Raw genomic sequence first — 21,317 nt, 5'->3', positions numbered from 1 at the left:
AAAATCATTAGCTTGGTCAGCGTGGGTTTACCGAGCTGACAGGCAGCACGACCCTGACGCTTGCTTGCTGAATGCCGGACTATGATATCTTGTTCTGGATATTGAATTAATCGGGGTTCGAGCATGAAGCCAGCTGACAATAGTGCTGATTGGATACGTATCCGCAGAGATCCAGAAACAGGAATTGAAAGCGTCCATGCACATTTCCATGGGCATGCTTACGACGCACATGATCACGACGAAATGCTGGTTGGTGTCACGCAACAGGGAGTACAACGCTTCACTTGTCACGGTTCAGTACACACGAGCACTCGCGGGCGATGCATATTGATTGAGCCTGGTGCTGTGCACGATGGGCACGCGCCTGAGCAAAATGGATTCACATACGCAATGCTATATCTTCCTCAAGCATGGGTGAACAGCATGACCCAGCGACTGGGATTGGGAGATGCATCGTCGCTGCAGGGCGCATTCCGAAATACCTTGGCTGATGACGCCATGCTAAGCACCATGACCATGCATGCGTGGCAGTCCATACATTTTACTGAAGGTCGTCTGGCGCGGGACGAAAGTCTGGATCAGTTGATTTCACTGCTATCCAGTCATCTTTACAGACGTCCACTATCAATCAAACAAGACTCCAATAACGAAATGGCACGTGTCCGCGACTATCTTCATGCGATGATGCCGGACAATATCGGGCTGGACGAGTTGGCAACGCATTCCGGCATAGACCGCTTTCGCCTGACCCGGCAATTCAAGCGTGCCTTTGGTCAGTCACCCCATGCCTACCTGATAAGATTGCGCCTGCGTGTCGCGAGGGCTCTGCTAGCCTCAGGAAAAACGGCGGCAGAAGTCGCGTCAGAAGTTGGCTTCGCCGATCAAAGCCACATGGGCTTGTGGTTCAGGCGCGCATACCGCCTCACCCCGGCTGACTATCAGCGACAATGCACAAATCTTACAGACTGAGCATGCAATGCGCTTCTATCATAGGGATTTAACCCTAAGGAGTGCCTGATGTTTGATACAAAAGTAGCCATCATCGTTCGCAACGATCTGCCAGCCTGGCAACGCATGAACGTAGTCGCCTTTCTGGCGACCGGTATAGCATTTGCTGCCCCAGAGGTCATGGGGGAAGCATATATCGATGCCAACGGTCATTCCTACGGAAAAATGTTTGGTCAACCCATACTTATTTTCGAAGCTGAGCTTGCAGGTTTACAAGCTGCGCATCAGGTAGGGCTTGCCCGGGAAATTACGGTATTGCCCTACGTGTTCGCCATGTTCTCTACCGGCCATGATGAGGCCAACCGCAAGGTGTTTGCTGAAGAAGATCCGGCGAACATGAATCTGGTAGGACTGGCTTTACGTGGGCCAAAGAAAGCGATAGAAAAAGCAGTAAAAGGGATGGCATTGCATAAGTAATCAAGTTCAGTGTCAAGCACTGAACTTAGGAATCATTTCAGCAAGAGATGCTGGTGGCTTTCCAAATTTCTTACATTTCAAAATCATGCTTGCGACTGTGCAGGCCTATTACCTCTTAAAAGGGCAAATGCATGGTTGAAAATATTGGATTGTCAGAACGCCCCCAGTTTCCAGAAAATTCGCATTTTCCTCGCATGAATTCTTGCGCTCAACCCGGCTTGGCTTGAGCAGCTTTAAGTGATTCGGGCACACTCCTGAGCAAGCGGCTGGATGGCGTGTCGTCACCCATCAGCAAGTCGGCAATGTTTTTTGCAGGCAGCAAGGGCACCGCCTTCGACGAGTTCACCGGTACTGTTGTGGCATCAATCAGGTCTCGTTTGGAATCCCGCTCTTGCGCGTGGTTCGTGACAGGACTCACTGGAGGAGATGGGTTTGGATGAGCGCTCGGATCGAATGTTGCAGGCTTTTTCTTGCCATCGCTGGTATCGACATAAGAGAAGGCTTTGTTATCGGAAAATTTTACATTCTGATTGATCAGGTCTTGCTGCAAACCCAGTCGCTTCATGTCGAACTGCACTTCAGGGGTGACGTATTTCTTGTCAGTTTTGTGATAATAATCTTGATACGCTTTCTCATTATTACCCGCAACATTGGCCGCCCAGCTACCATAGAAGTTGGTGTAATCGAGATTGTGATTCGACCCAAGCTTGGAGACGTTCCCGGGCTTATCGAAGTAATACTTGCCCATGGCAGAGATGTTGTCCTTGGAGCTGGACATGGTCATATCGGCGTCGATAGTCAGGCCCGGCTTCATTGCGTAGTTAAAATTTGGCCGCGAGCCAGTTACGTCGATAAAATCCTGCATACGTCCCTGGTGGGTATTGTAGATGTCCTTGAGCGTCGCATTAGGGTTATCTTTCCTGGCTTGCGAAACAATCGCATTGAAGCCACCGATATGCGCGGAGGCCTCGTCTTTGCGAGATGACTGGATAAAGTCTTCAGTCAGCTTGGTATAGTCGTGCGGCGATGCCTTGCTCTTTGCCAGTGTTGTGGTGCCATCAAGGAAATCCTGCGTTATCTTCCTGGTCGCAGCAGCATTGAATGAGTGCTGGATCTCATGCCCCATCACAAAAATCAACTCGGCCTTATCGCGTGGATTGGTGCTGGCGCCTTTGAGCGCATCCATCGGTACATTGATGGCTTTTGCGCTCGGGTCATACGAACCACCTGTACCAGAGTTGGGAGGAAGCGCCTGAAATTTGCTTAAATATCCTTTATCGACCGAATCGAGGATCCGTTTCTTCAAATCGGGAGAGGCGTCGAGGACCTTACGCAAATCCTCGCCCGGGTTGTTATTCGCGGTTTTGTTGGTGTTGCCAAAATCGTCGAGAATTTTATCCAGTTTTTTTTCGGCAGTGCTTGGCACCACGCCAGGCTTGTCGCTCGGTCCGGTCATATGGCATCCATCTTAAGCGTTAATGGTAATCATAGAGACGCAATCGTGATTAGGCTTTTCTTTGCTTTCTCCACGAATGTCCACATGAATCACAATTTCATCACGTGAGAAACGCCAAGTACTGAGACGACCATGTTCGCCATAAACAGCTTGCCGTTGAAAGCCAAGTTCATTCAGTCGTTTTGCATAGGCGTCAAAATCGACTTTGCAAATCAAGGTCATATCTGCGTGACTATGGGTTTGGTCGTCGAAGGAAAATAGCAAACGGCTACGCTCACCGTCTTTGCTGCCTGAGATCACGGTAATATTAAAGAACCAGGTATCGGTAATTTTTGCTCCAGTTCCGTATTCCTTGGAATTTACTGGATCAAAATAAACTTTCAGACCTGTCGCAATCTCCAGATTTTTGGCAGAAAAATCCTCAGCAGTCTTGATCTTGCTAATCAGGTCCAGCATGCGCTTGCTGACATCTTCGGCAGTCATTTGCGGCACTTCTGGCGATACGTTTTGATGAGTGGTTTCCATAGATTTCTTGTTTGCGATAGAAGTTGAGGAAGAGACAGTACCCGAAGAACTATTTCCCTGTGCCAGTGCACCAGGGTTTTGCGCGCAAGAAGTCGTCAGCAAAGTAAGTAGCGCCGAAGCAAAAACTATACGGAGGGTATTGATACGGCGATGTTTTGCCGACTCTGCGTTTGGAGGATGGGAAGATGACGAAGCAATGGTACTGGATTGCACTATCAAGTCCTTTCAGATGATTGGCAAACGGAGAATTCCGGGCATACAAATCAAGAGCGAACAATATTTTCCGGCAGATTGGCCGCACTTTAAAAGCGTTGCCAACTTAGCATCGCAGTATAACACTGTTGCCATTATCGTCAACCGATGCGTCTCCCCAAGGCAGGGCAGTCGTGTAAGGCAGAAAAACCAGGGGTCAGCGATCGACCAAGTCCAGCACCCTTGGATCGCCAGGTGCAAGCTTCAGCGCTCGGTCTCGTAATTTTTGGAAGCCGACGTCATCGCCAGATAACCAATAACAAAGAGCTGAATAAACCACAGCAGTAAGGTTCTCGGGGTCTAGCTCCAATACTCTTCCGAAAAATCGCAAAGCAATCCCTGGTTCAGACGCCATGACTTCCTCGCCATAAGCAAGTAATGCCTCAATCGAAGACTCATCGCGCAACGAAGCGTATAATTTTTTTCGAGCATCCGCATACGCACCAGTAAGTAAGTTATATTTATTCCAAAACTCATTCATATTTACTCTCAAGGACATAAAGGCTGCGGTCATCTTTCACCACGACATTAGCGATAAATAAAATCTGGTTTTCGTCGAAAAAATATGACTACCAAAGCAGCATTAAAAAAACATCCGGATGTGAAGGAACTGAGATTGTAAGGTCTACAAATTACCTAATTCAATTCAACAAGCAAGCGAACAGTGAGACAGAATTAGATGCAAATGCCGGAGCATAAATTTAGCGCAAACTAACTGTAAGACACCGAAAAGTTTTGCCTCTTTTAAATTTATAGAAAACTAAATGAGAATAATTGCGCTTCACCTATCTATGTCGAATTTAAAAGTACCGTCTCCCTAAAGCACTGAATCCAGTGATGTAGCTCATCTTCATTTTGCAACTGCCACTGAATGATCTATCATGTGGTAAAAGCCTGTAAGCATAAGCTCATCAGCAATCACCTCACCAACAATATCAATAGCCACAGGAAGGAAAGCCATGAAAGGCGACGCGAAAGTCATCAAACTGCTTAACGCACAACTCACCAATGAATTGAGTGCGATTAATCAGTATTTTTTGCATGCACGCATGTACAAGCATTGGGGCTTTGAAAAAATAGCCAAGAAGGAATACGAAGAGTCCATCGGCGAAATGAAGCATGCTGACAAACTCATCGACCGCATCCTCATGTTGGGTGGCCTGCCGAATCTGCAAGCCCTGCACAAGCTGATGATAGGCGAAGACACAGTAGAAATGCTGGGATGCGACTTGAAGCTGGAAGTTGCCGCTCAAAAAACAGTCAAGGAAGGCGTCGCCACTTGTGAAGCAGTAGGTGATTATGTCTCACGCGATCTGTTCCAGGTTATTCTGGAAGATACTGAAGAACATATAGACTGGCTGGAAACCCAATTGGAATTGATAGAAAAAATTGGCATCCAGAATTATTTGCAATCGCAAATGTCTACAGAAGAATAAGTCGCTGTCAGGTAGCTGGCACGACAGAAGAGCAAAAAGGGATGGAGCTTACGCTCTATCCCTTTTGTGTTTCAGCCCTGCTTATCGTGTTTATTGAGGCAAAGTGTCTTTGAAAGAAGCACGTTCCGACAATTTATCAAACAATTTAGCCAGATTTGGATAGTCGCCACGCCAGTCTATCTCCGGGAAGCGGAAGCTCAGCCAGCCCAGGGAGCAACCCACGCTGATATCTGCCAATGTCAAATGCGTGCCTGTACAGAATGGCGTATCACCGAGACCGCTGGACATGGATTTCAAGCCAGCATGCACCTTGCTCATTTGCCTGTCTATCCAATCCTGGCTTTGCTGCTCAGCCGGGCGCAAGGTTTTTTCCAGACGCACAAGGATGGCGGCATCCATGATGCCATCTGCCAAGGCTTCCCAGCATTTGACCTCAACACGTTCACGGCCTTGTGCCGGGATCAGTTTGCCAACTGGCGTCAGGGTATCGATATACTCTACGATCACACGCGAATCAAACATGGCACCGCCGTCTTCCATCAAAAGACAGGGTACTTTCCCGAGGGGATTTGATTGCTGTATCGTGGTATCTGCTGCCCACACGTTTTCTTGCACAAAAACGTAATCAAGTTTCTTCTCCGCCATGACAACGCGGACTTTTCTTACAAAAGGACTAGTGATGGAGCCAATGAGTTTCATAGGAATCTGGTAGTAGGTTTAGCGCGGATTATAGCATCGCCTGCCTGTAAACCCATGCCTGCAGGGCTGACGTGCGGAGCAGCAACATCGCTACGATTCTATAATTTGAACGCATTCAAATGGTAAAATCGCGTATTCGGTGCAAAAAAAACTGTATTTGCACAACAATTGTAAATTTTTGCCAAATCTTTACCATGTGCAAAATCTACACTTTTGTTGTTTTTTGCGCAAGGCTTTCTGTCATTCCATCTCTATAGTCCATCATGTCACTATCCTCACTCTCTGCCCTTTCTCCGCTCGACGGTCGTTATGCAAGCAAAGTGGATGCCTTGCGCGCCACCTTGTCCGAAGCTGGCTTCATGCATCACCGCGTTAAAGTTGAAGTGTCCTGGCTGCAAGCTTTGTCACAAGCCGGTTTCGATGAGATCAAGGCTTTTTCCCCGGCGGCAAATGCCTTGCTTGATAAACTCGTTGCCGAGTTTTCTGAAACAGATGCGCAACGCATCAAGGATATCGAAGCCGTCACCAATCACGATGTCAAAGCTGTCGAATATTGGCTGAAAGAGCAAGTCAAGGATGTGCCTGAACTGGTTGCTGCCAGCGAATTCATTCACTTTGCCTGCACTTCTGAAGATATCAACAATACCTCACACGGCATGATGTTGAAGACTGCGCGCAATGATGTGATGTTGCCAACGCTGCAAAAGTTGATCAGCAAACTGACAGAAATCGCGCATGCAAATGCTGAAGTGCCCATGCTGTCCCGCACACATGGCCAGACTGCCAGCCCGACTACCCTCGGCAAGGAAATGGCCAACGTCGTTGCGCGTCTGCAGCGCGCCATCAAGCGCATAGAACAGGTAGAAATCCTGGGCAAGATGAACGGTGCAGTCGGTAACTACAATGCTCACTTGTCTGCCTACCCACAGCATGACTGGGAGAGTTTTTCCAAAAACGTCGTGGAACAGCGCCTGGGTCTGACATATAACCCTTACACGATACAGATCGAGCCGCATGATTACATGGCCGAAATGTTTGATGCCTTCGCGCGCGTCAACACTATCTTGCTGGACTTGAACCGCGACATCTGGGGTTATATCTCAGTCGGTTATTTCAAGCAAAAAACCAAGGCGGGTGAGATCGGTTCGTCCACCATGCCGCATAAAGTCAATCCTATCGACTTTGAAAATTCCGAAGGTAATCTGGGTTTGGCTAATTCTTTACTGCGTCATCTGTCAGAAAAATTGCCGGTGTCCCGCTGGCAGCGTGACCTGACTGATTCCACAGTCTTGCGCAATATCGGTGTGGCATTTGGTTATACCCTGCTGGCCTACGACAGTTGCCTGCGCGGCTTGAATAAACTGGAAACCAATCCTGAACGCCTGGCTGCTGACCTTGACGCGACCTGGGAAGTATTGGCAGAACCGGTACAAACCGTGATGCGTCGTTATGCGGTTGAAAACGCTTACGAACAATTGAAAGAACTGACACGCGGCAAAGGCATCACTAAAGAAGCCCTGCAAGAGTTTGTCGAAGGCCTGGCTATCCCGCGTGAAGCCAAGGATTTGTTGCTGGCAATGACACCGGCGAACTACACCGGTATTGCAGCGAAACTGGCAAAAGCAATTTAATACTTGTAGACCAAAAAACTCACCACAGAGGCACGGAGACACAGAGGTAGCACAGAGAAAATCGAAGAAAGCCCAAAAATATCAAGGCTAACTCGCATTGCTTTCTCCTGCTTTTCTCTGTGTCTCTGTGCCTCTGTGGTTAGTGGTCTTGAATCTATTTCTGCGAACGGAATGGGAACATCAGTTGTTTCACGAAACCGTCCGGCATGTAGTCACCCTGTACACCATACTTCTCAGGGAAGCCCTTTTGTCCCTTGATGGCCGTACCAAACAGATGATCGAGGAAGGCATAGTGGGCGGCATAGTTTCTGTCGATTGCCACATCATCTGATGAATGGTGCCAGTGATGGAAATCTGGCGTAACGATCAGGTATTTGATAGGTCCCCAGGGCAAATGCACGTTGGCATGGTTAAACACTGCCTGGAAGCCGACCACGATGATGTAGACATCCATGACAGTCTTGTCAAAGCCCAAAACATACAAGGCACCCAGGACACCTACGCGGGTGCAAATCAATTCAAGGATGTGCTGGCGCGAACCGGCCAGCCAGTCCATGGTCTTGGCCGAATGGTGGACGGCATGGAAGCGCCACAGGAATGGAATTTCATGATAAGCGCGGTGCGTCCAGTACTGCACCATGTCAGCAGCCAGGATACACAACAGTAACTGCGGGAAGAACCAGATAGACTGCACAAAGTCACGCACACTGTCATGTGCCATCCAGCCAAACAGGCGATGGATGGCAAAGTTGACTGTCAACAAAGCCAGGCCAACGATGAAGTGATTGACGGCAAAATGCACCATGTCGGTCTGCCATTCGCGGCGGAAAATCAACTGTCCCTTATACAGCGGGAAGATTTTTTCTATGACGACAAAAATAATGGTGGAACCCAGCAAATCGAGGATGAACCAGTCCAGGCCAATATACGGGGTGTGATCAGGGAAATCTGCCACCGGCACATGTGATCCGCCAAAAGCCACGGCTCCAATGACCAGGACTGCAGCCACCGCATTCAAACCGCGCCGGCGATTGAACAGTATGTTCAATAAACTGATCACACCAGAGAGCACCAGCGCTGCAAAGAGAATATGGCGTATCACATCAGGCGAATAGTTTTTGCGCAATTCAGGCGTAGTCAGATACTGCGGGAAGTGAAAAGCAATCACGCCCAGCAAGCACAGGAATGCCAGCGTCAATGCCAGCACGCCACTGGCCAGGCCCGTGCCTGGCTTCAATGGTCCGCTTTGATCCAGCAAACCCGTGGTTTCACTGACGGCACCGGCCATATTACCGAGTACGTTTTTGGCAGGGTCAACTAATATCTTCCCTAAGAGTTTTTCTGGAATTTCTGGTTTCATTATTGATATGATGAATTGACAAGTAAGCCAATGATAAATGAATGCCTTAATGGCAGGGGAAAAACCTTTTTATGGCAAATTGCGCGGAGATTCCGGCCAAAGTATAGCTGCAAGACTCAGGTTCACAAGCATGATGTAGCAGCTGCTTACATATTATCCGCTTAAAAATTGGGCGGCTCTCAGCAGACTTTCTATTTTTGCGCTATATTAGTTCTACTTCGAACTAATTATCTCTTTCATCAGAGGAGCCAGCATGGCAGCCACTCAACGATATTCCAATTTCAGCATAGTGTTGCACTGGCTTATAGCCTTGCTGATTATTATCGCCTTCATCCTGGGCAACATCATGGTTGATATGAAATTCAGCCCGACAAAATTGCAATATTTTTCTTACCATAAGTGGTTAGGCGTTACCGTGCTGGGCTTTGTCGCACTGCGCCTCATCTCCCGCCTGTTAAGCAAGGCACCACCTTACCCTGCCAGTATGGGTAAAATCCAGACGCAAATCGCCAATGGCACGCACATCCTGCTCTATGTGCTGATGTTCGGCGTGCCGTTGTCTGGTTATTTCTATACGCTGGCGGCGGGCTATCCGGTAGTTTATCTGGGAATGTTCGAATTACCAGTATTAATGGGTCCTAACCCGGAAATCAAGGAAACTTTGAAAGAATTGCATGAAATATTAAACAAAGTCATGTTTGTTCTGGTCCTACTCCATGTTGCCGCAGCACTGAAACATCAATTTTTTGACAAAGACGGTCTCATGCAGCGCATGCGTCCAGGTCGTTAATTCTTTTTACACAGGTACCCCATGTCTGATTATTCCATGAAAAAAATCGCTGCCTCTGCTGCAGTTGCAGTATTGATTGCCAGTCCGGCCATTGCCTCCATCGTCAAAGTCGACAATGCCAAAAGCGCGGTCAACATTGTTTTTAAGCAAATGAATGTGCCGGTTGATGCCAAATTCAAAAAATTTAGCGCCAGCATCGACTATGACAGCGCAAAGCCAGAAGCATCCAAAGCAACGGTAGACATAGATGTCGCCAGCTTTGATCTGGGCGATGCCGAGTACAACAAGGAAGTCTTGAAGAAGGAATGGTTTAATGCCGCCGCCTTCCCTAAAGCCAGCTTTGTATCGACTTCCATGAAAGCCGGTGCAGCAGGCAAACTGGATGTCACAGGCAAGCTCAGCATCAAGGGTAAAACCGTGGATGTCAGTTTCCCTTTAAGTGTCAAGAAAGAAGGCAATAACCAGGTTTTTGATGGCAGCCTGCCTATCAAGCGTCTCACCTTCAATATCGGTGAAGGCGAATGGAAAGATACCGGCATGGTCGCCGATGAAGTACAGATCAAGTTTCACGTAGTAACAAACCCGTAATACTCAGTACCACTCAACCTTTTTAAGCAAACAAATTTTCGCCATTCAGGAGTCACACATGAAAATCGCCAAACTTATCGCCGCCGCCCTGTTGATCAGCACTGCACCCGCATTTGCCCAAACATACAATATCGAATCCAACCACACTTATCCAAGCTTTGAAGCTGACCATATGGGCATCTCTGTATGGCGCGGCAAATTCAATAAAACTTCGGGCAAAATCGTGCTGGACCGTGCTGCGAAAACTGGCACTGTCGATATCACTATCGACGCCAGCTCCCTCGACTTTGGTCATGAAAAAATGAATGAACATGCAAAAGGCAAAGACATGTTCAATGTAGCGCAATTCCCTACAGCGACTTACAAAGGTACGTCCATCAAATTTGATGGCGATACACCAGTTGCAGTTATCGGTGAATTGACTATGCTGGGCGTGACCAAGCCAGTCACGTTAACTATCAATAAATTCAAGTGCATCCAGCATCCTATGTTCAAGAAAGAAGCTTGCGGTGCAGATGCTTCAGCAGAATTCAAACGTACAGATTTTGGCCTGAACTATGGCACACCACGTTTTGCACCAGAAGTAAAACTGGCTATCCAGGTAGAAGCGATCAAGGCTGACTAATTTTTGAATTAGTTGCCGTCCCTGGTGTGATGCGCTCTGCGTATCACACCATAATCCTCACAAACTATTTTATGGGTGAACGTTACCTGCGCAGCATACGATTACTGTCGGAGTGCATGCAATTATTTGAACAGGCTTCTGCCAGGAATGTGCGCAAGCTTGGTTTTACGCATTCTCAATTCGATATCATCGCCACGCTAGGTAATACGCCTGGCATGACTTGCAAAGAGCTGGGTGAAAAAACCCTGATCACCAAGGGTACGCTGACCGGTGTGCTCGACAGACTGGAACAAAAAGGTTTGATACAGCGTGAACGCGGCAATGATGACCGACGCCAGTTGTTCGTCAAACTGACACCCGTGGGTGAAACCACTTTTGATGATATCTTCCCCAAGGTAGTACAGTCTGGCAAGCAACGTTTCAAGACCTACACCGAAGATGACTACCTGAATCTGGAAACCAGCTTACTCAAACTCAGGCAGCACTTGCAGGAAGACGACTATAATTAATTCGTCCATCCCTTTCAATCCGCAGGCAAATTCTATCGCGGATCAAGTCAAATTTACTTCACTTCCAGTGTGTCACCGATGATAGGTCCTTTACCGCTGAAACGGTCAAGTGCCAGATAAATCACAGGTGTAATGAACAAGGTAATCGCCTGTGAAAAAATCAGGCCACCAACCACTGCCAGTCCCAGAGGCTGACGTAATTCTGCACCAGCTCCCAAGCCCATGGCAATCGGCAAGGCCCCTACCAAGGCCGCCAGTGTCGTCATCATGATGGGGCGGAAGCGTTGTATGCAGGCTTCGCGTATCGCTTCAGGCGGTGTCATGTTGTGATGCCTTTGCGCATCGAGCGCAAAATCTATCATCATGATGGCGTTTTTCTTGACGATACCGATCAAGAGCAAAATACCGATGGTGGCAATCAGGGTCAGGTCTTCACCAAACATTTGCAAGGTCAGCAAGGCACCCACTGCAGCAGAAGGTAAGCCAGCCAGGATGGTGATAGGGTGTATATAACTTTCATACAGCACGCCCAGCAAAACATAGATCACCAGCAAGGCGGCAACGATCAGTATCACCTGGCCTGATTGTGAATCCTTGAACACCGCCGCATCACCACCGTAGGTAGTGATAATGGAGGCTGGCAATTTGATTTCATCGCGGTATTTTTCTATGCGGTTAGTCGCCTCACCCAAGGCCGTGCCTGGTGCCAGGTTAAAGGATACCGTCACCGCCTGCAATTGCCCTACGTGATTGATGGCAGTTGGCCCTACCGTACGTTTGACCGTTGCGATACTGGACAAGGGGACGAGTGTGCCAGTGTTGCCGCGTACATAAATCCCATTGATGGCGCTTTCATCTTTCTTGGCATCCGCTTCAACTTCCATGATGACCTGGTAGCTATCGACATTGGTGTACATGGTCGATATCTGGCGCTCACCAAAAGCGCTGTACAGGGCAGAACGTATGCTGTCCATGGTCACGCCCAGGGCATTGGCACGATCACGGTCGATATCAATGCTGGCCTGCAAGCCTTTCAGTTGTGAATCGGTCGTGACATCCTTGAAGCCGGGGTCGCTGCGCAGTTTTTCTTGCAGCTTGATGGCCCAGTCACTGAGAGAACTGGCTTCCACACTTTGCAGGATGTATTGATACTGGCTCTTGCTGGGACGTCCACCCAATTGCAAGTTCTGGGTTGGACGCAGGAAGACAGAAATACCCGGCACCTCATTGAGCTTTTTGCGCAAATTATCGACCACGTCCTTCATGGGCTTGCGTTCACCACGCGGCTTCAGATTGACGAACATGCGGCCAGTATTTTGTGAACCACTGCCACCATTAAAGGAAGTTGCAGTTGCCACATTCGGATCATCGCGTATGATTTTGGCGACTCTGTCCTGCAGTTTGACCATGGCCGGGAAAGAAGTCTCTTCTGCTGCCTCGGTCGAAACATTGATCTGGCCTATGTCTTCTTGCGGGAAAAAGCCTTTGGGTATGACATTGAACAGATAAGCGGTTGCAGCAAATGTCGCCAGGGCGATCAGCAACACCAGCTTGCGGTGACGCAATGCCATGTCCAGGCCACGGGTATAGCCGCGCAAAGACGCATTGAAACTGCTTTCAAAAACATGCAACATGGCAGCCACTGCTTTTGGCGGTTCTTTCAGTTCATGTTCGCTCTTTAAAAAGCGGCTGGCCAGCATGGGCACCAGCGTCAGCGATACAAAGGCTGAAGCAACAATCGCCAGACTGACGATAACAGCAAACTCGTGGAATAACTGACCGATGACACCGGGCATGAAGAAGATGGGGATAAACACCGCCACCAGTGAGGTGGAAATCGAGATGATGGTAAAGCCCACTTCACGTGAACCCTGCAGCGCCGCCTTGAAAGGCGGCTCGCCATTTTCCACATGGCGCATGATGTTTTCCAGCATGACGATAGCATCATCAACCACCAGGCCCACCGCCAGCGTCAAACCAAGCAGCGAAACATTATCCAGCGTATAACCAAAGCCCCATAACAGAGCGATGGCACCGATCAGGGAGACTGGCAGTGACAGCGTAGGAATGATAGTCGCCACCATACGGCGCAAGAACAGGAAAATGACAATGACGACCAAAAAGATCGTCAGCAACAAAGTCAGGTTCACGTCATGCAAGGCATCCCGAATCGAGATCGACCTGTCATTCACCAGATTCATTTTGACTGAAGCGGGCAATTGCGACTTGAAGCCTGGCAAGGCTGCCCTGATGGAATCAACGACCTTGACGGTGTTGGCATCAGTCTGTCTTTGTATCGCCAGGGTAATCGAACTTTCGCCATTAAAATTGGCGTTGGTCTTGACTTGCTCGTAGCTGTCTTCAACTGTCGCAACTTCGCGCAGACGCACGACTTGCCCGCCTTTGTTACTGACCACCAGGTTGGCAAATTCTGCAGCACTCTGCATTTGTTTATTGGCCAGCAAAGTCAGTGTCTGCTTGTCACCTTCCAGCGTACCAACGGGCGTATTCGCATTCGAAGTGCGGATGGATGCAGACAATTCATCCAGCGTCAGATTGCGCGCCTGCAAGGCATCTGGCATGACGCGTATGCGCACGGCATAACGCTTGATACCAAAAATATTCACCTGCGCCACACCTTCCAGTGTCGACAAACTGGGTGAGATCAGATGCTCGGCATAACTGGTCAATTCAGATAAACTCAGTGATGGCGATGTCAGGGCAATGAACAGCACCGGCGCATCTGCAGGATTAACCTTGCGATACGATGGTGGCGATGTCATGTCGACGGGCAAGGAGCGCTGCGCGCGTAGCAGCGCAGCCTGCACATCCACGGCGGCGGCATCAACATTGCGGTTCTGGTCAAACTCCAGTGTCAGTGAAGTAGAGCCCAGGGTGTTGCTGGAACTGATAATCGATAAGCCAGGTATGGTGGCAAACTGTTTCTCCAGTGGCAGAGCCACCGAAGTTGCCATGGTCTCAGGACTGGCACCCGGCAAGTTGGCATTCACGCTGATAACGGGCGTGTTATAGCTGGGCAAGGCGGCGATCGGGATATAACGATAAGCCAGTACACCTGCCACGACGATGGACAGGTTCAGCAATACCGTCATCACCGGGCGGCGTATGAATAATTCTGACAAATTCATGATGCGCTCGCTGCGGAGGCTGCGGAAGTTGTTGGTACTACAGTTGCTGGCGCTACGGTTGCAGGTACGGCAGTTGCGGATGAGGAACTGGCCGAAGACGCAGCACTGGCAAATGCATCGGGCTTGTCTGCTCCTCCCTTGGATCCCTTGTCAGCCTTATCACTCTTGCCTTCTTTGCCGTCGCCATTGCGTTCCTTGACGATTGCACCTGGACGCAGGTTTTGCTTGCCATCCAACACAACTTTGGCACCTGCATCTATGCCAGTCACAACAGCATCGTTACCAAAACTATTAGTGACAACTACTGGCTTCATGATTGCCTTGCCTTCAGCATCCACGACATACACTGAGCTACCGCGCGGGCCAACGATGACGGCATCTTGCGGAACCACGACCACATCTTTCAAAGTCTGTACGCTGAGCTCCAGATTGGCATAGGCACCAGGCCAGAGTTTCAAAGCTTTATTCTCAAATACGGCCTTGACCTTGATGGTCCCGGATGCAGCATCCACGGCATTGTCGACGAACTGCAATTTACCCTTGAACTTGATGGCCGTGTCCGGCAAATTGGCCATGACATAACTATCACTGCGCCTCATGCTTTCCAGCGCATCTGGCAAATTGCGCTGTGGCAGCGGGAAGGAAATCGCGACCGGGTCCATCTGGGTAATAGTGACCAGTGGGGTTGTAGTTGCAGGTTGTACCAGCGAACCTGGGAAAACGCTGATGATGCCAGTACGGCCTGCCGACGGTGCAACAATGCGGTTATAACTGAGTGCAACACGGGCGGCATTTACTGCCGCCTTGTCCGAGGCAATCACGGCTTGCTGTGTATCGACTTGAGTCTGGCTGGTATCGGCAGCACTTTGCGCGACAAATTTCTTGCTGACCAAATCCTTGCTACGTACCAGCTGGCGCTGATAGTCTGCCAGCGTTGCCAGATCTTTATCAAGTTGTGCCTGGGCTTTTGCCAGATTGACCTCATCCGCACGGCTATCCAATGTGAACAAAACATCACCAGCTTTGACAAACTGGCCTTCCTTGATATGCACTTTGGCAATAGTGCTGCTCACCTGCGGACGGATATCCACGCTGTTCAATGCTGAAACCACGCCATTCGCAGTAATCCTGACATCATAGTCACGCTTTTGCGCAATGATGGTAGAGACACTGACGGGGCGGTTTTGCGCCGCACCAGCACCCGCAGCACTGCCACCTGCTTTTGTCGACGCCCCCTCACCTGCTGCCTTATCAGATGTCTTGAAGTAAGTGTAGGCCGCTCCCGATATGGCCGCCAGAGCAGCGACGATGATCAGGGTTTTGAATTTGCTCATATTATTTTTATCCAGTGCAGAGAAGTACCAACAGGCATTTGCATAACGTGACCGGCTACTTCCACCGGCTTGATTGGCAGCTATATATCTTCTTGATTTATCTGCTTCATTTTGCAACAGCCTCTGAGACCCGATTCAACATCAAAAGTTCAGACTGGAATGCTAACAAAGAAAAAGCCAGCACACCGGCTGGCTTTCATTTTAGATACCTTCCGTTACATGGAAGAGACACAATTGCCTATATTTAAACAAGGCGTTTAAAAAAAAACGTTTAAACAACACGCTTAAAACCTTTATACAACTGCACCATCCGCATCATCTTTTTCCTTGACTGGCTTGATCAGATCTTCACGCTTGACACCCAACCACATGGCAATCGCCGCAGCCACGAAAACCGAAGAGTAAATACCAAAGCAAATACCTATCGTCAGTGCAACTGCAAAATAATGTAAAGTCGGGCCACCGATCAACAACATCGACAAGACCATCAACTGAGTACAGCCGTGGGTGATGATGGTACGTGAGATCGTGCTGGTAATCGCATTGTCGATGACTTCAGTCACAGACATTTTGCGCTGCTTGCGGAAATTTTCACGGATACGATCGAAAATAACCACAGACTCATTCACCGAGTAACCCAGCACCGCCAGTACTGCTGCCAGTACCGACAAATTGAACTCCCATTCAAAGAAGGCAAAGAAGCCCAGGATGATGATGACGTCATGCAAGTTGGCGACAATCGCCGCCACTGCAAATTTCCATTCAAAACGGATTGCCAGATACAGCATCACACCCAGTATCACAAACAGCAGAGCCATCAAACCATCATGTGCCAGTTCATCACCTACTTGCGCACCAACCAGTTCAACCCGCTGCAATTTGACCAGCTCATTTTTTGCTGCATCCAGACAAACCTGCTTCTCGGCGGTGGTGCCGCTGTCTGCGCTTGGAGCAACTTTTGTCAGGCTGCCACTCTCAGCTTTGCAAAGGCCCTCGAACACCGCATCAGCTGGGCTGATCTTGGCATCTTTTTTGGTTTCAGGCAGGCGTATGACTACATCCTGCGCTTTGCCAAAAGGTTGCACTGGTGAGTCAGTGAAACCGAGTTGCTCTACTGTATGGCGTATCGCATCGACATTGGCGGCCTTGTTGTAGGTCACTTCCATGACCGTACCGCCAGTAAATTCGACTGAGAAATGCAAACCCTTGTGCAGCAGGAAAAACACAGCTGCAACAAAGGTCAGAGCAGAAATGACATTGAAAATCAGCGCATGGCGCATGAAAGGAATGTCTTTTTTAATGCGGAATAATTCCATAATGAATTCCTGTATTCTTGTTTTGCCCGGCGCTTACTTCAAAGCGTTTTCTGTTGGTTTCCAGATTTGTCCAATAGAAATGGACGCGAGTTTTTTCTTTCTTCCATACCAGAGATTGACCACACCGCGCGATACAAACACTGAAGAGAAAATCGACGTCACAATACCCAGGCAATGAACCACGGCAAAACCGCGTATCGCACCAGAACCAAATACCAGCAATGCCAGACCAACAATCAAGGTCGTCACGTTGGAATCGAGAATCGTCGCCCAGGCATGATCAAACCCTTCTTCTATGGCTTTTTGCGGCGCTTTACCAGCACGCAATTCTTCACGGATACGTTCATTGATGAGCACGTTGGCATCAATCGCCATACCCAGTGCCAAAGCAATCGCAGCAATACCAGGCAAAGTCAGGGTAGCCTGCATCAACGACAAGGCCGCCACCAGCAACAGCAAGTTGAAGGACAGGGCCAGCACGCTGAAGAAGCCAAACATCAGGTAGTAAGCCATCATGAAGACAGCAATGGCAGCAAAACCATATAAAGTGGAGTTACGGCCCTGCTTGATGTTTTCCACACCCAGTTGCGGGCCAATCGTGCGTTCTTCGATAATTTCCATAGGCGCAGCTAATGAACCTGCGCGCAACAACAGTGCCAGGTCACCAGCAGCAGAGGAAGAACCCATGCCGGTAATGATGAAACGATTGCGCAATTCATCATTGATAGTAGGTGCAATCAAGACTTCGCCCTTGCCTTTTTCAAACAGGACGATCGCCATGCGTTTGCCTATGCGTGAACTGGTGGCATTACCCATGCGTTTGCCGCCATCACCGTTCAAATCAACACTGACCGCAGGTTGCTGATGCTGATCAAAACTAGAGGTGGCATTGGTGATGTCATCGCCTGTAATAACAGGGTCCTTGGTCAGGATCAGGTACTCGCCACGATTGGAGATGAATTTTTCTGAACCGTAAGGAACAGCTGTATTGGCGTCGACTGAACCTATCACGCTTTCATCGAGCAAACGGACTTCCAGCGTTGCCAGACGATTGATGATGTTCTTGGCGCGCACTACGTCTTGCACACCTGGCAATTGCACGACAATACGGTCAGCACCCTGTTGTTGAATAATAGGCTCAGCGACACCCAGTTCATTCACACGCTTGGACAAGGCCGTAATATTTTGTTTGATGCCTTCTGAAATGACTTCTTTCAGTGCCTTTGGTTTCAAAGTCACTTGCAAGCCATAATCAGCACCGTCACTACCTGTGGTATCGAGCAGGTCTACATCTGCCATCTGCGAAGTCAGGACATTCTTGGCCTTGCCACGTTCTTCTGCATCACGGAATTTCACCTTGATCTGATCACCTTCACGGCTCAGACCTGCATGGCGAACTTCTTTTTCACGCAAATTGCTACGCACACTCGACAACAGGCCCTGCATGCGCTTGTTCATGACAGCCTTGGTATCAACTTGCATGAGGAAATGCACACCGCCGCGCAAATCCAGACCCAGATACATAGGCAAGGCATGCAAACTCTGCAACCATTTCGGTGTATTCGACAAGAGATTGAAGGCCAGCGTATAAGTAGGGTCTGCAGGATCAGCATTCAAAGCTTTTTCCAGAGCAGACTTGGCTTTGAACTGAGTATCCACATCTTCAAAACGGGCGCGTACTGTACCTTGAACGCCGTTATTTTCGTAGAAGATATCCTTGCTTTTCAGGCCAGCCTGTTGCAGCGCTTTTTCAACGCGGCTGGTCATATCAGCTTCAACTTTGACAGTGGCTTTCGCGCTACTGACTTGTACTGCAGGTGATTCGCCAAAGAAATTGGGGACGGTATAAATAGCACCGAACACCAGGGCGATCAGAATCAGTATGTACTTCCAGAGTGGATAGCGATTCATAATGGGAAAAATAATTGGAAGCTAAAAAAGCACAACGCAGCCCAGATTATTTTGGACTGCGTTGCCGTGTTTTGCTGATTAAATCGCTTTAATCGTGCCCTTGGGCAGCATCATGGTGATGGACATTTTTTGCACAACGACTTCTGTGCCATTGGCGATTTCTATCGTGATGTAAGCATCAGTTACCTTGGTCACTTTACCCAGAATACCGCCTGCTGTAACCACTTCATCATTTTTTGCCAGGGCATCCATCATTGCCCTTTGCTCTTTCTGACGTTTCATCTGAGGACGTATCATCAGGAAATACATTACTGCTACCATCAGGAGCAAAGGCCACATACTCATCAGATTGCTCTGGAGATCGCCGCCAGCGGCTGCTTGTGCGTAAGCATTGGAAATAAACACGTTCAGACTCCTGTCATTTTAATAATGAAATACTAATTTCTTGGCTAAAAACTGGATATAAATTGCCGCAATCCTGGCTCAATTCTTGCTCAGTTGCTGCTATATAGCACCAAATGCCTATTTTTCAATTGGCAAAGCTCTGTATTTTAGCATCGCCCATGCGAATTGCTGGAAATTGTCAGGATATCTGCAAAGAAAGCTGTGCTTACAAAAAAAACAGGCAATCACCGGAACACCGGATGATTGCCTGGATCTTACTATTTTGTCTGGCTTAATTGCCAAACTTAATGCATGGACAAGAATTATGGTCGGCTAAATGGCTTGCCGTTTATAGTTAAAGCACCCTGCTTCCATTCGATTTTGGAACTGAGGAGTTTGCCACTGCGAGTGATAAAACCTTGGCCTTCGAAGGCTTGAATTTGCTGAGCCATCGCATCCTGAGCTGCTTTTTTAGCTTCTGGATCTTTTTGGCTCGCACCACCCAGCTTGGCCACCAGAGCTTCCGTCAAAGTCACATCCAGAATGCTTTGCAATTTTGGCAACAGCAACATAGGATTGGCTGCATCAGCCGCTGTAGCACCTACAAGCTTGGCTGAGCCTGCAAGTTTTGCCTCGCCATCCACGGTCATGACACTCAGACGTTCCAGCACCAGCTCTGGTTCTTTTTGCAAAACAACAGCGGCGACTTCATCCCACACGGCTTTCAGGGCTGCCATTCTTTCAGGATCACCGGCTGTACTGGCAGCATTCGTGTAGGCAGCGGAAATTTTTGCCAGAGAAGGACCATGAAGGCGTTTGACACCGTAGTCATAATGAAAATCTGTGAACTCTTGATTATCAAAACTAAGCTTGGCAGCACCAATTCTGGCAGCAAAGTCCATCAGCTCATCTTTCATATTGGCTTCAGTGCCCAGCTTGAACTGATCCAGGTTAAAGCTTTTCTTGGCATCGACCTTATCTGTGTAGCTGATATTGGTGACCGTCGTTTCAGTCTTGCCCAGATACAGATTGGTACCTGGATAGGCTTGCGTGACCTCACCTTTGAGGCTGACCGCGCCCAGTTTGAATGATTGACCTTCCAACCCATCCACAGTCAAACCAGGGGCATTCATCACAACATTAAATGCCTTGTAATCTTTTTCAAAGCCGACTTCCAGGCTCAAACCCTGCCACGCGACTTTTTCTTTGTCTTTTTCCATGACGGTATTAAATGCCGGGCTGGAAATGCTGACACGACCACTGCCGCCATAATTCAGGCGCGAAGTAATTTCCAACGGATTGGCAGTACCAAACAGCTTGGCAAGTTGTGCCTTGCTTTCTGCATCCAGCACCAGTTCAGTCTTGATCAGCGCCGCACCATAGCCACGGAACGCAGGCAAAGGACCATGCTGGATGTGATTGATAAAGTGTATCTGTATGGGCTTGGATGCCTTCTCTGGCGCTGGTACAGCAGGGTCTGCCGCTGGCGCGTCTGCTGCTGCAGGATTATCTGCAGCTGGCTCCTCTGCCGCACCTGGCAAAGGGAAATCTGCTTTTTTCATGCCTGGGAAGTTCAGTTCCAGCGTCGTATCTTGCACGGAAGAGAATATCCCGCGTTGATAATCCTGCTTGACGACTTTGACATAAGGAGAAGATTTAGCCTGATTCATGCTTGACTCTGCCAGCTTGGCTTCTACACTTTTTCCGGTGTACCAGGCTGCAGCAGGATATGCCACCGCCAGAACCACTACTACCGCGATCAGTTTTATACTTTTACTCACAAACTTTCTCCATTTAAGCTATATGCTTGCCATTTTGGCTTTGGTCATGACGACCTGCAGGGAGTGTAACAAGCTTCTTTTCGATTGTCATTATTGCATTCGGCAAATAATACTTTGGTATGTGGCAATCTTTTCTCCATTTCAAA

General features: G+C 48.8%; 19 protein-coding genes. 8 read left to right on the top strand and 11 right to left on the bottom strand.

Translation table 11 applies throughout. From position 1 onward, the window contains the following. Positions 1 to 123 precede the first annotated feature (123 nt). Both ACO0LD_RS11375 and ACO0LD_RS11370 read left to right on the top strand, forming a co-directional pair. The gene (locus tag ACO0LD_RS11375; protein ID WP_423006748.1) at positions 124 to 969 is read left to right on the top strand and encodes a helix-turn-helix domain-containing protein; all 846 of its coding nucleotides are present in this window, start codon (positions 124 to 126) and stop codon (positions 967 to 969) included. Positions 970 to 1,017: 48 nt separating this feature from the next. Further along, complete coding sequence (locus ACO0LD_RS11370) at positions 1,018 to 1,425, top strand: DUF2000 family protein (protein WP_423006746.1); 408 nt, start codon at positions 1,018 to 1,020, stop codon at positions 1,423 to 1,425. 208 nt (positions 1,426 to 1,633) lie between these two features. Here the strand turns inward: ACO0LD_RS11370 and ACO0LD_RS11365 are convergent, their stop codons facing one another. The 3 genes from ACO0LD_RS11365 to ACO0LD_RS11355 form a co-directional block, all read right to left on the bottom strand. Continuing rightward, entirely contained in the window at positions 1,634 to 2,881 is a 1,248-nt protein-coding gene (locus ACO0LD_RS11365; RefSeq protein WP_423006744.1) for a hypothetical protein, read from the bottom strand. A gap of 12 nt (positions 2,882 to 2,893) precedes the next feature. After that, positions 2,894 to 3,619: a hypothetical protein gene (locus tag ACO0LD_RS11360; protein WP_423006742.1), complete on the bottom strand. Its 726-nt coding sequence runs from the start codon at positions 3,617 to 3,619 to the stop codon at positions 2,894 to 2,896. Between the two features lie 196 nt (positions 3,620 to 3,815). Beyond that, complete coding sequence (locus tag ACO0LD_RS11355; protein WP_423006740.1) at positions 3,816 to 4,172, bottom strand: hypothetical protein; 357 nt, start codon at positions 4,170 to 4,172, stop codon at positions 3,816 to 3,818. A gap of 445 nt (positions 4,173 to 4,617) precedes the next feature. On the opposite strand from ACO0LD_RS11355, the gene bfr reads away from it, so the two are divergent. Then, the gene (gene bfr / locus ACO0LD_RS11350; protein ID WP_423006739.1) at positions 4,618 to 5,094 is read left to right on the top strand and encodes a bacterioferritin; all 477 of its coding nucleotides are present in this window, start codon (positions 4,618 to 4,620) and stop codon (positions 5,092 to 5,094) included. Positions 5,095 to 5,184: 90 nt separating this feature from the next. Here bfr and ACO0LD_RS11345 read toward each other — a convergent pair whose 3' ends face one another. Continuing rightward, complete coding sequence (locus ACO0LD_RS11345; RefSeq protein ID WP_423006738.1) at positions 5,185 to 5,793, bottom strand: glutathione S-transferase; 609 nt, start codon at positions 5,791 to 5,793, stop codon at positions 5,185 to 5,187. Positions 5,794 to 6,056: 263 nt separating this feature from the next. On the opposite strand from ACO0LD_RS11345, the gene purB reads away from it, so the two are divergent. Then, a complete protein-coding gene (purB, locus tag ACO0LD_RS11340) occupies positions 6,057 to 7,424 on the top strand; it encodes an adenylosuccinate lyase (RefSeq protein ID WP_423006736.1) in 1,368 nt (455 codons plus the stop codon). 154 nt (positions 7,425 to 7,578) lie between these two features. On the opposite strand, the gene ACO0LD_RS11335 is transcribed toward purB, so the two are convergent. Then, positions 7,579 to 8,712 carry a sterol desaturase family protein gene (locus ACO0LD_RS11335; RefSeq protein ID WP_423006962.1) on the bottom strand — a complete coding sequence of 378 codons (1,134 nt, stop codon included), beginning with the start codon at positions 8,710 to 8,712 and terminating at the stop codon, positions 7,579 to 7,581. Positions 8,713 to 9,037: 325 nt separating this feature from the next. Between ACO0LD_RS11335 and ACO0LD_RS11330 the strand changes: the two genes are divergently transcribed. The 4 genes from ACO0LD_RS11330 to ACO0LD_RS11315 all read left to right on the top strand — a co-directional run bounded on the left by ACO0LD_RS11330 (position 9,038) and on the right by ACO0LD_RS11315 (position 11,296). Continuing rightward, complete coding sequence (locus tag ACO0LD_RS11330) at positions 9,038 to 9,574, top strand: cytochrome b (protein WP_423006734.1); 537 nt, start codon at positions 9,038 to 9,040, stop codon at positions 9,572 to 9,574. A gap of 36 nt (positions 9,575 to 9,610) precedes the next feature. Next, positions 9,611 to 10,162 carry a YceI family protein gene (locus tag ACO0LD_RS11325; protein ID WP_423006732.1) on the top strand — a complete coding sequence of 184 codons (552 nt, stop codon included), beginning with the start codon at positions 9,611 to 9,613 and terminating at the stop codon, positions 10,160 to 10,162. A 58-nt stretch (positions 10,163 to 10,220) separates the two neighbouring features. Next, positions 10,221 to 10,787 carry a YceI family protein gene (locus ACO0LD_RS11320; RefSeq protein WP_423006730.1) on the top strand — a complete coding sequence of 189 codons (567 nt, stop codon included), beginning with the start codon at positions 10,221 to 10,223 and terminating at the stop codon, positions 10,785 to 10,787. Positions 10,788 to 10,903: 116 nt separating this feature from the next. Continuing rightward, positions 10,904 to 11,296 (top strand): MarR family winged helix-turn-helix transcriptional regulator, encoded by a 393-nt coding sequence (locus ACO0LD_RS11315; protein ID WP_423006728.1) that lies wholly within the window; start codon positions 10,904 to 10,906, stop codon positions 11,294 to 11,296. 53 nt (positions 11,297 to 11,349) lie between these two features. On the opposite strand, the gene ACO0LD_RS11310 is transcribed toward ACO0LD_RS11315, so the two are convergent. The 6 genes from ACO0LD_RS11310 to ACO0LD_RS11285 form a co-directional block, all read right to left on the bottom strand. Next, the gene (locus tag ACO0LD_RS11310) at positions 11,350 to 14,445 is read right to left on the bottom strand and encodes an efflux RND transporter permease subunit (protein ID WP_423006726.1); all 3,096 of its coding nucleotides are present in this window, start codon (positions 14,443 to 14,445) and stop codon (positions 11,350 to 11,352) included. Further along, positions 14,442 to 15,779, bottom strand: a complete 1,338-nt coding sequence (locus ACO0LD_RS11305) for an efflux RND transporter periplasmic adaptor subunit (RefSeq protein ID WP_423006724.1) — start codon at positions 15,777 to 15,779, stop codon at positions 14,442 to 14,444. Before ACO0LD_RS11305 ends, ACO0LD_RS11310 begins: the two co-directional genes overlap by 4 nt. A 293-nt stretch (positions 15,780 to 16,072) precedes the next feature. Beyond that, positions 16,073 to 17,095, bottom strand: coding sequence for a protein translocase subunit SecF (gene secF / locus ACO0LD_RS11300; RefSeq protein ID WP_423006722.1), 1,023 nt, complete (start codon positions 17,093 to 17,095; stop codon positions 16,073 to 16,075). Between the two features lie 33 nt (positions 17,096 to 17,128). Next, entirely contained in the window at positions 17,129 to 19,006 is a 1,878-nt protein-coding gene (gene secD / locus ACO0LD_RS11295; RefSeq protein ID WP_423006720.1) for a protein translocase subunit SecD, read from the bottom strand. Positions 19,007 to 19,084: 78 nt separating this feature from the next. After that, a complete protein-coding gene (gene yajC, locus ACO0LD_RS11290; RefSeq protein ID WP_423006960.1) occupies positions 19,085 to 19,351 on the bottom strand; it encodes a preprotein translocase subunit YajC in 267 nt (88 codons plus the stop codon). A gap of 362 nt (positions 19,352 to 19,713) precedes the next feature. Further along, complete coding sequence (locus tag ACO0LD_RS11285) at positions 19,714 to 21,171, bottom strand: YdgA family protein (RefSeq protein WP_423006718.1); 1,458 nt, start codon at positions 21,169 to 21,171, stop codon at positions 19,714 to 19,716. Between the last annotated feature and the right edge of the window lie 146 nt (positions 21,172 to 21,317).

Origin of the sequence: Undibacterium sp. Ji83W, from assembly GCF_049340385.1 — a bacterium.
Taxonomy (GTDB): Bacteria; Pseudomonadota; Gammaproteobacteria; order Burkholderiales; family Burkholderiaceae_D; genus Undibacterium.
Note: the sequence above shows the minus strand (reverse complement) of the source record. Positions and strands in the feature narration are given on the sequence as shown.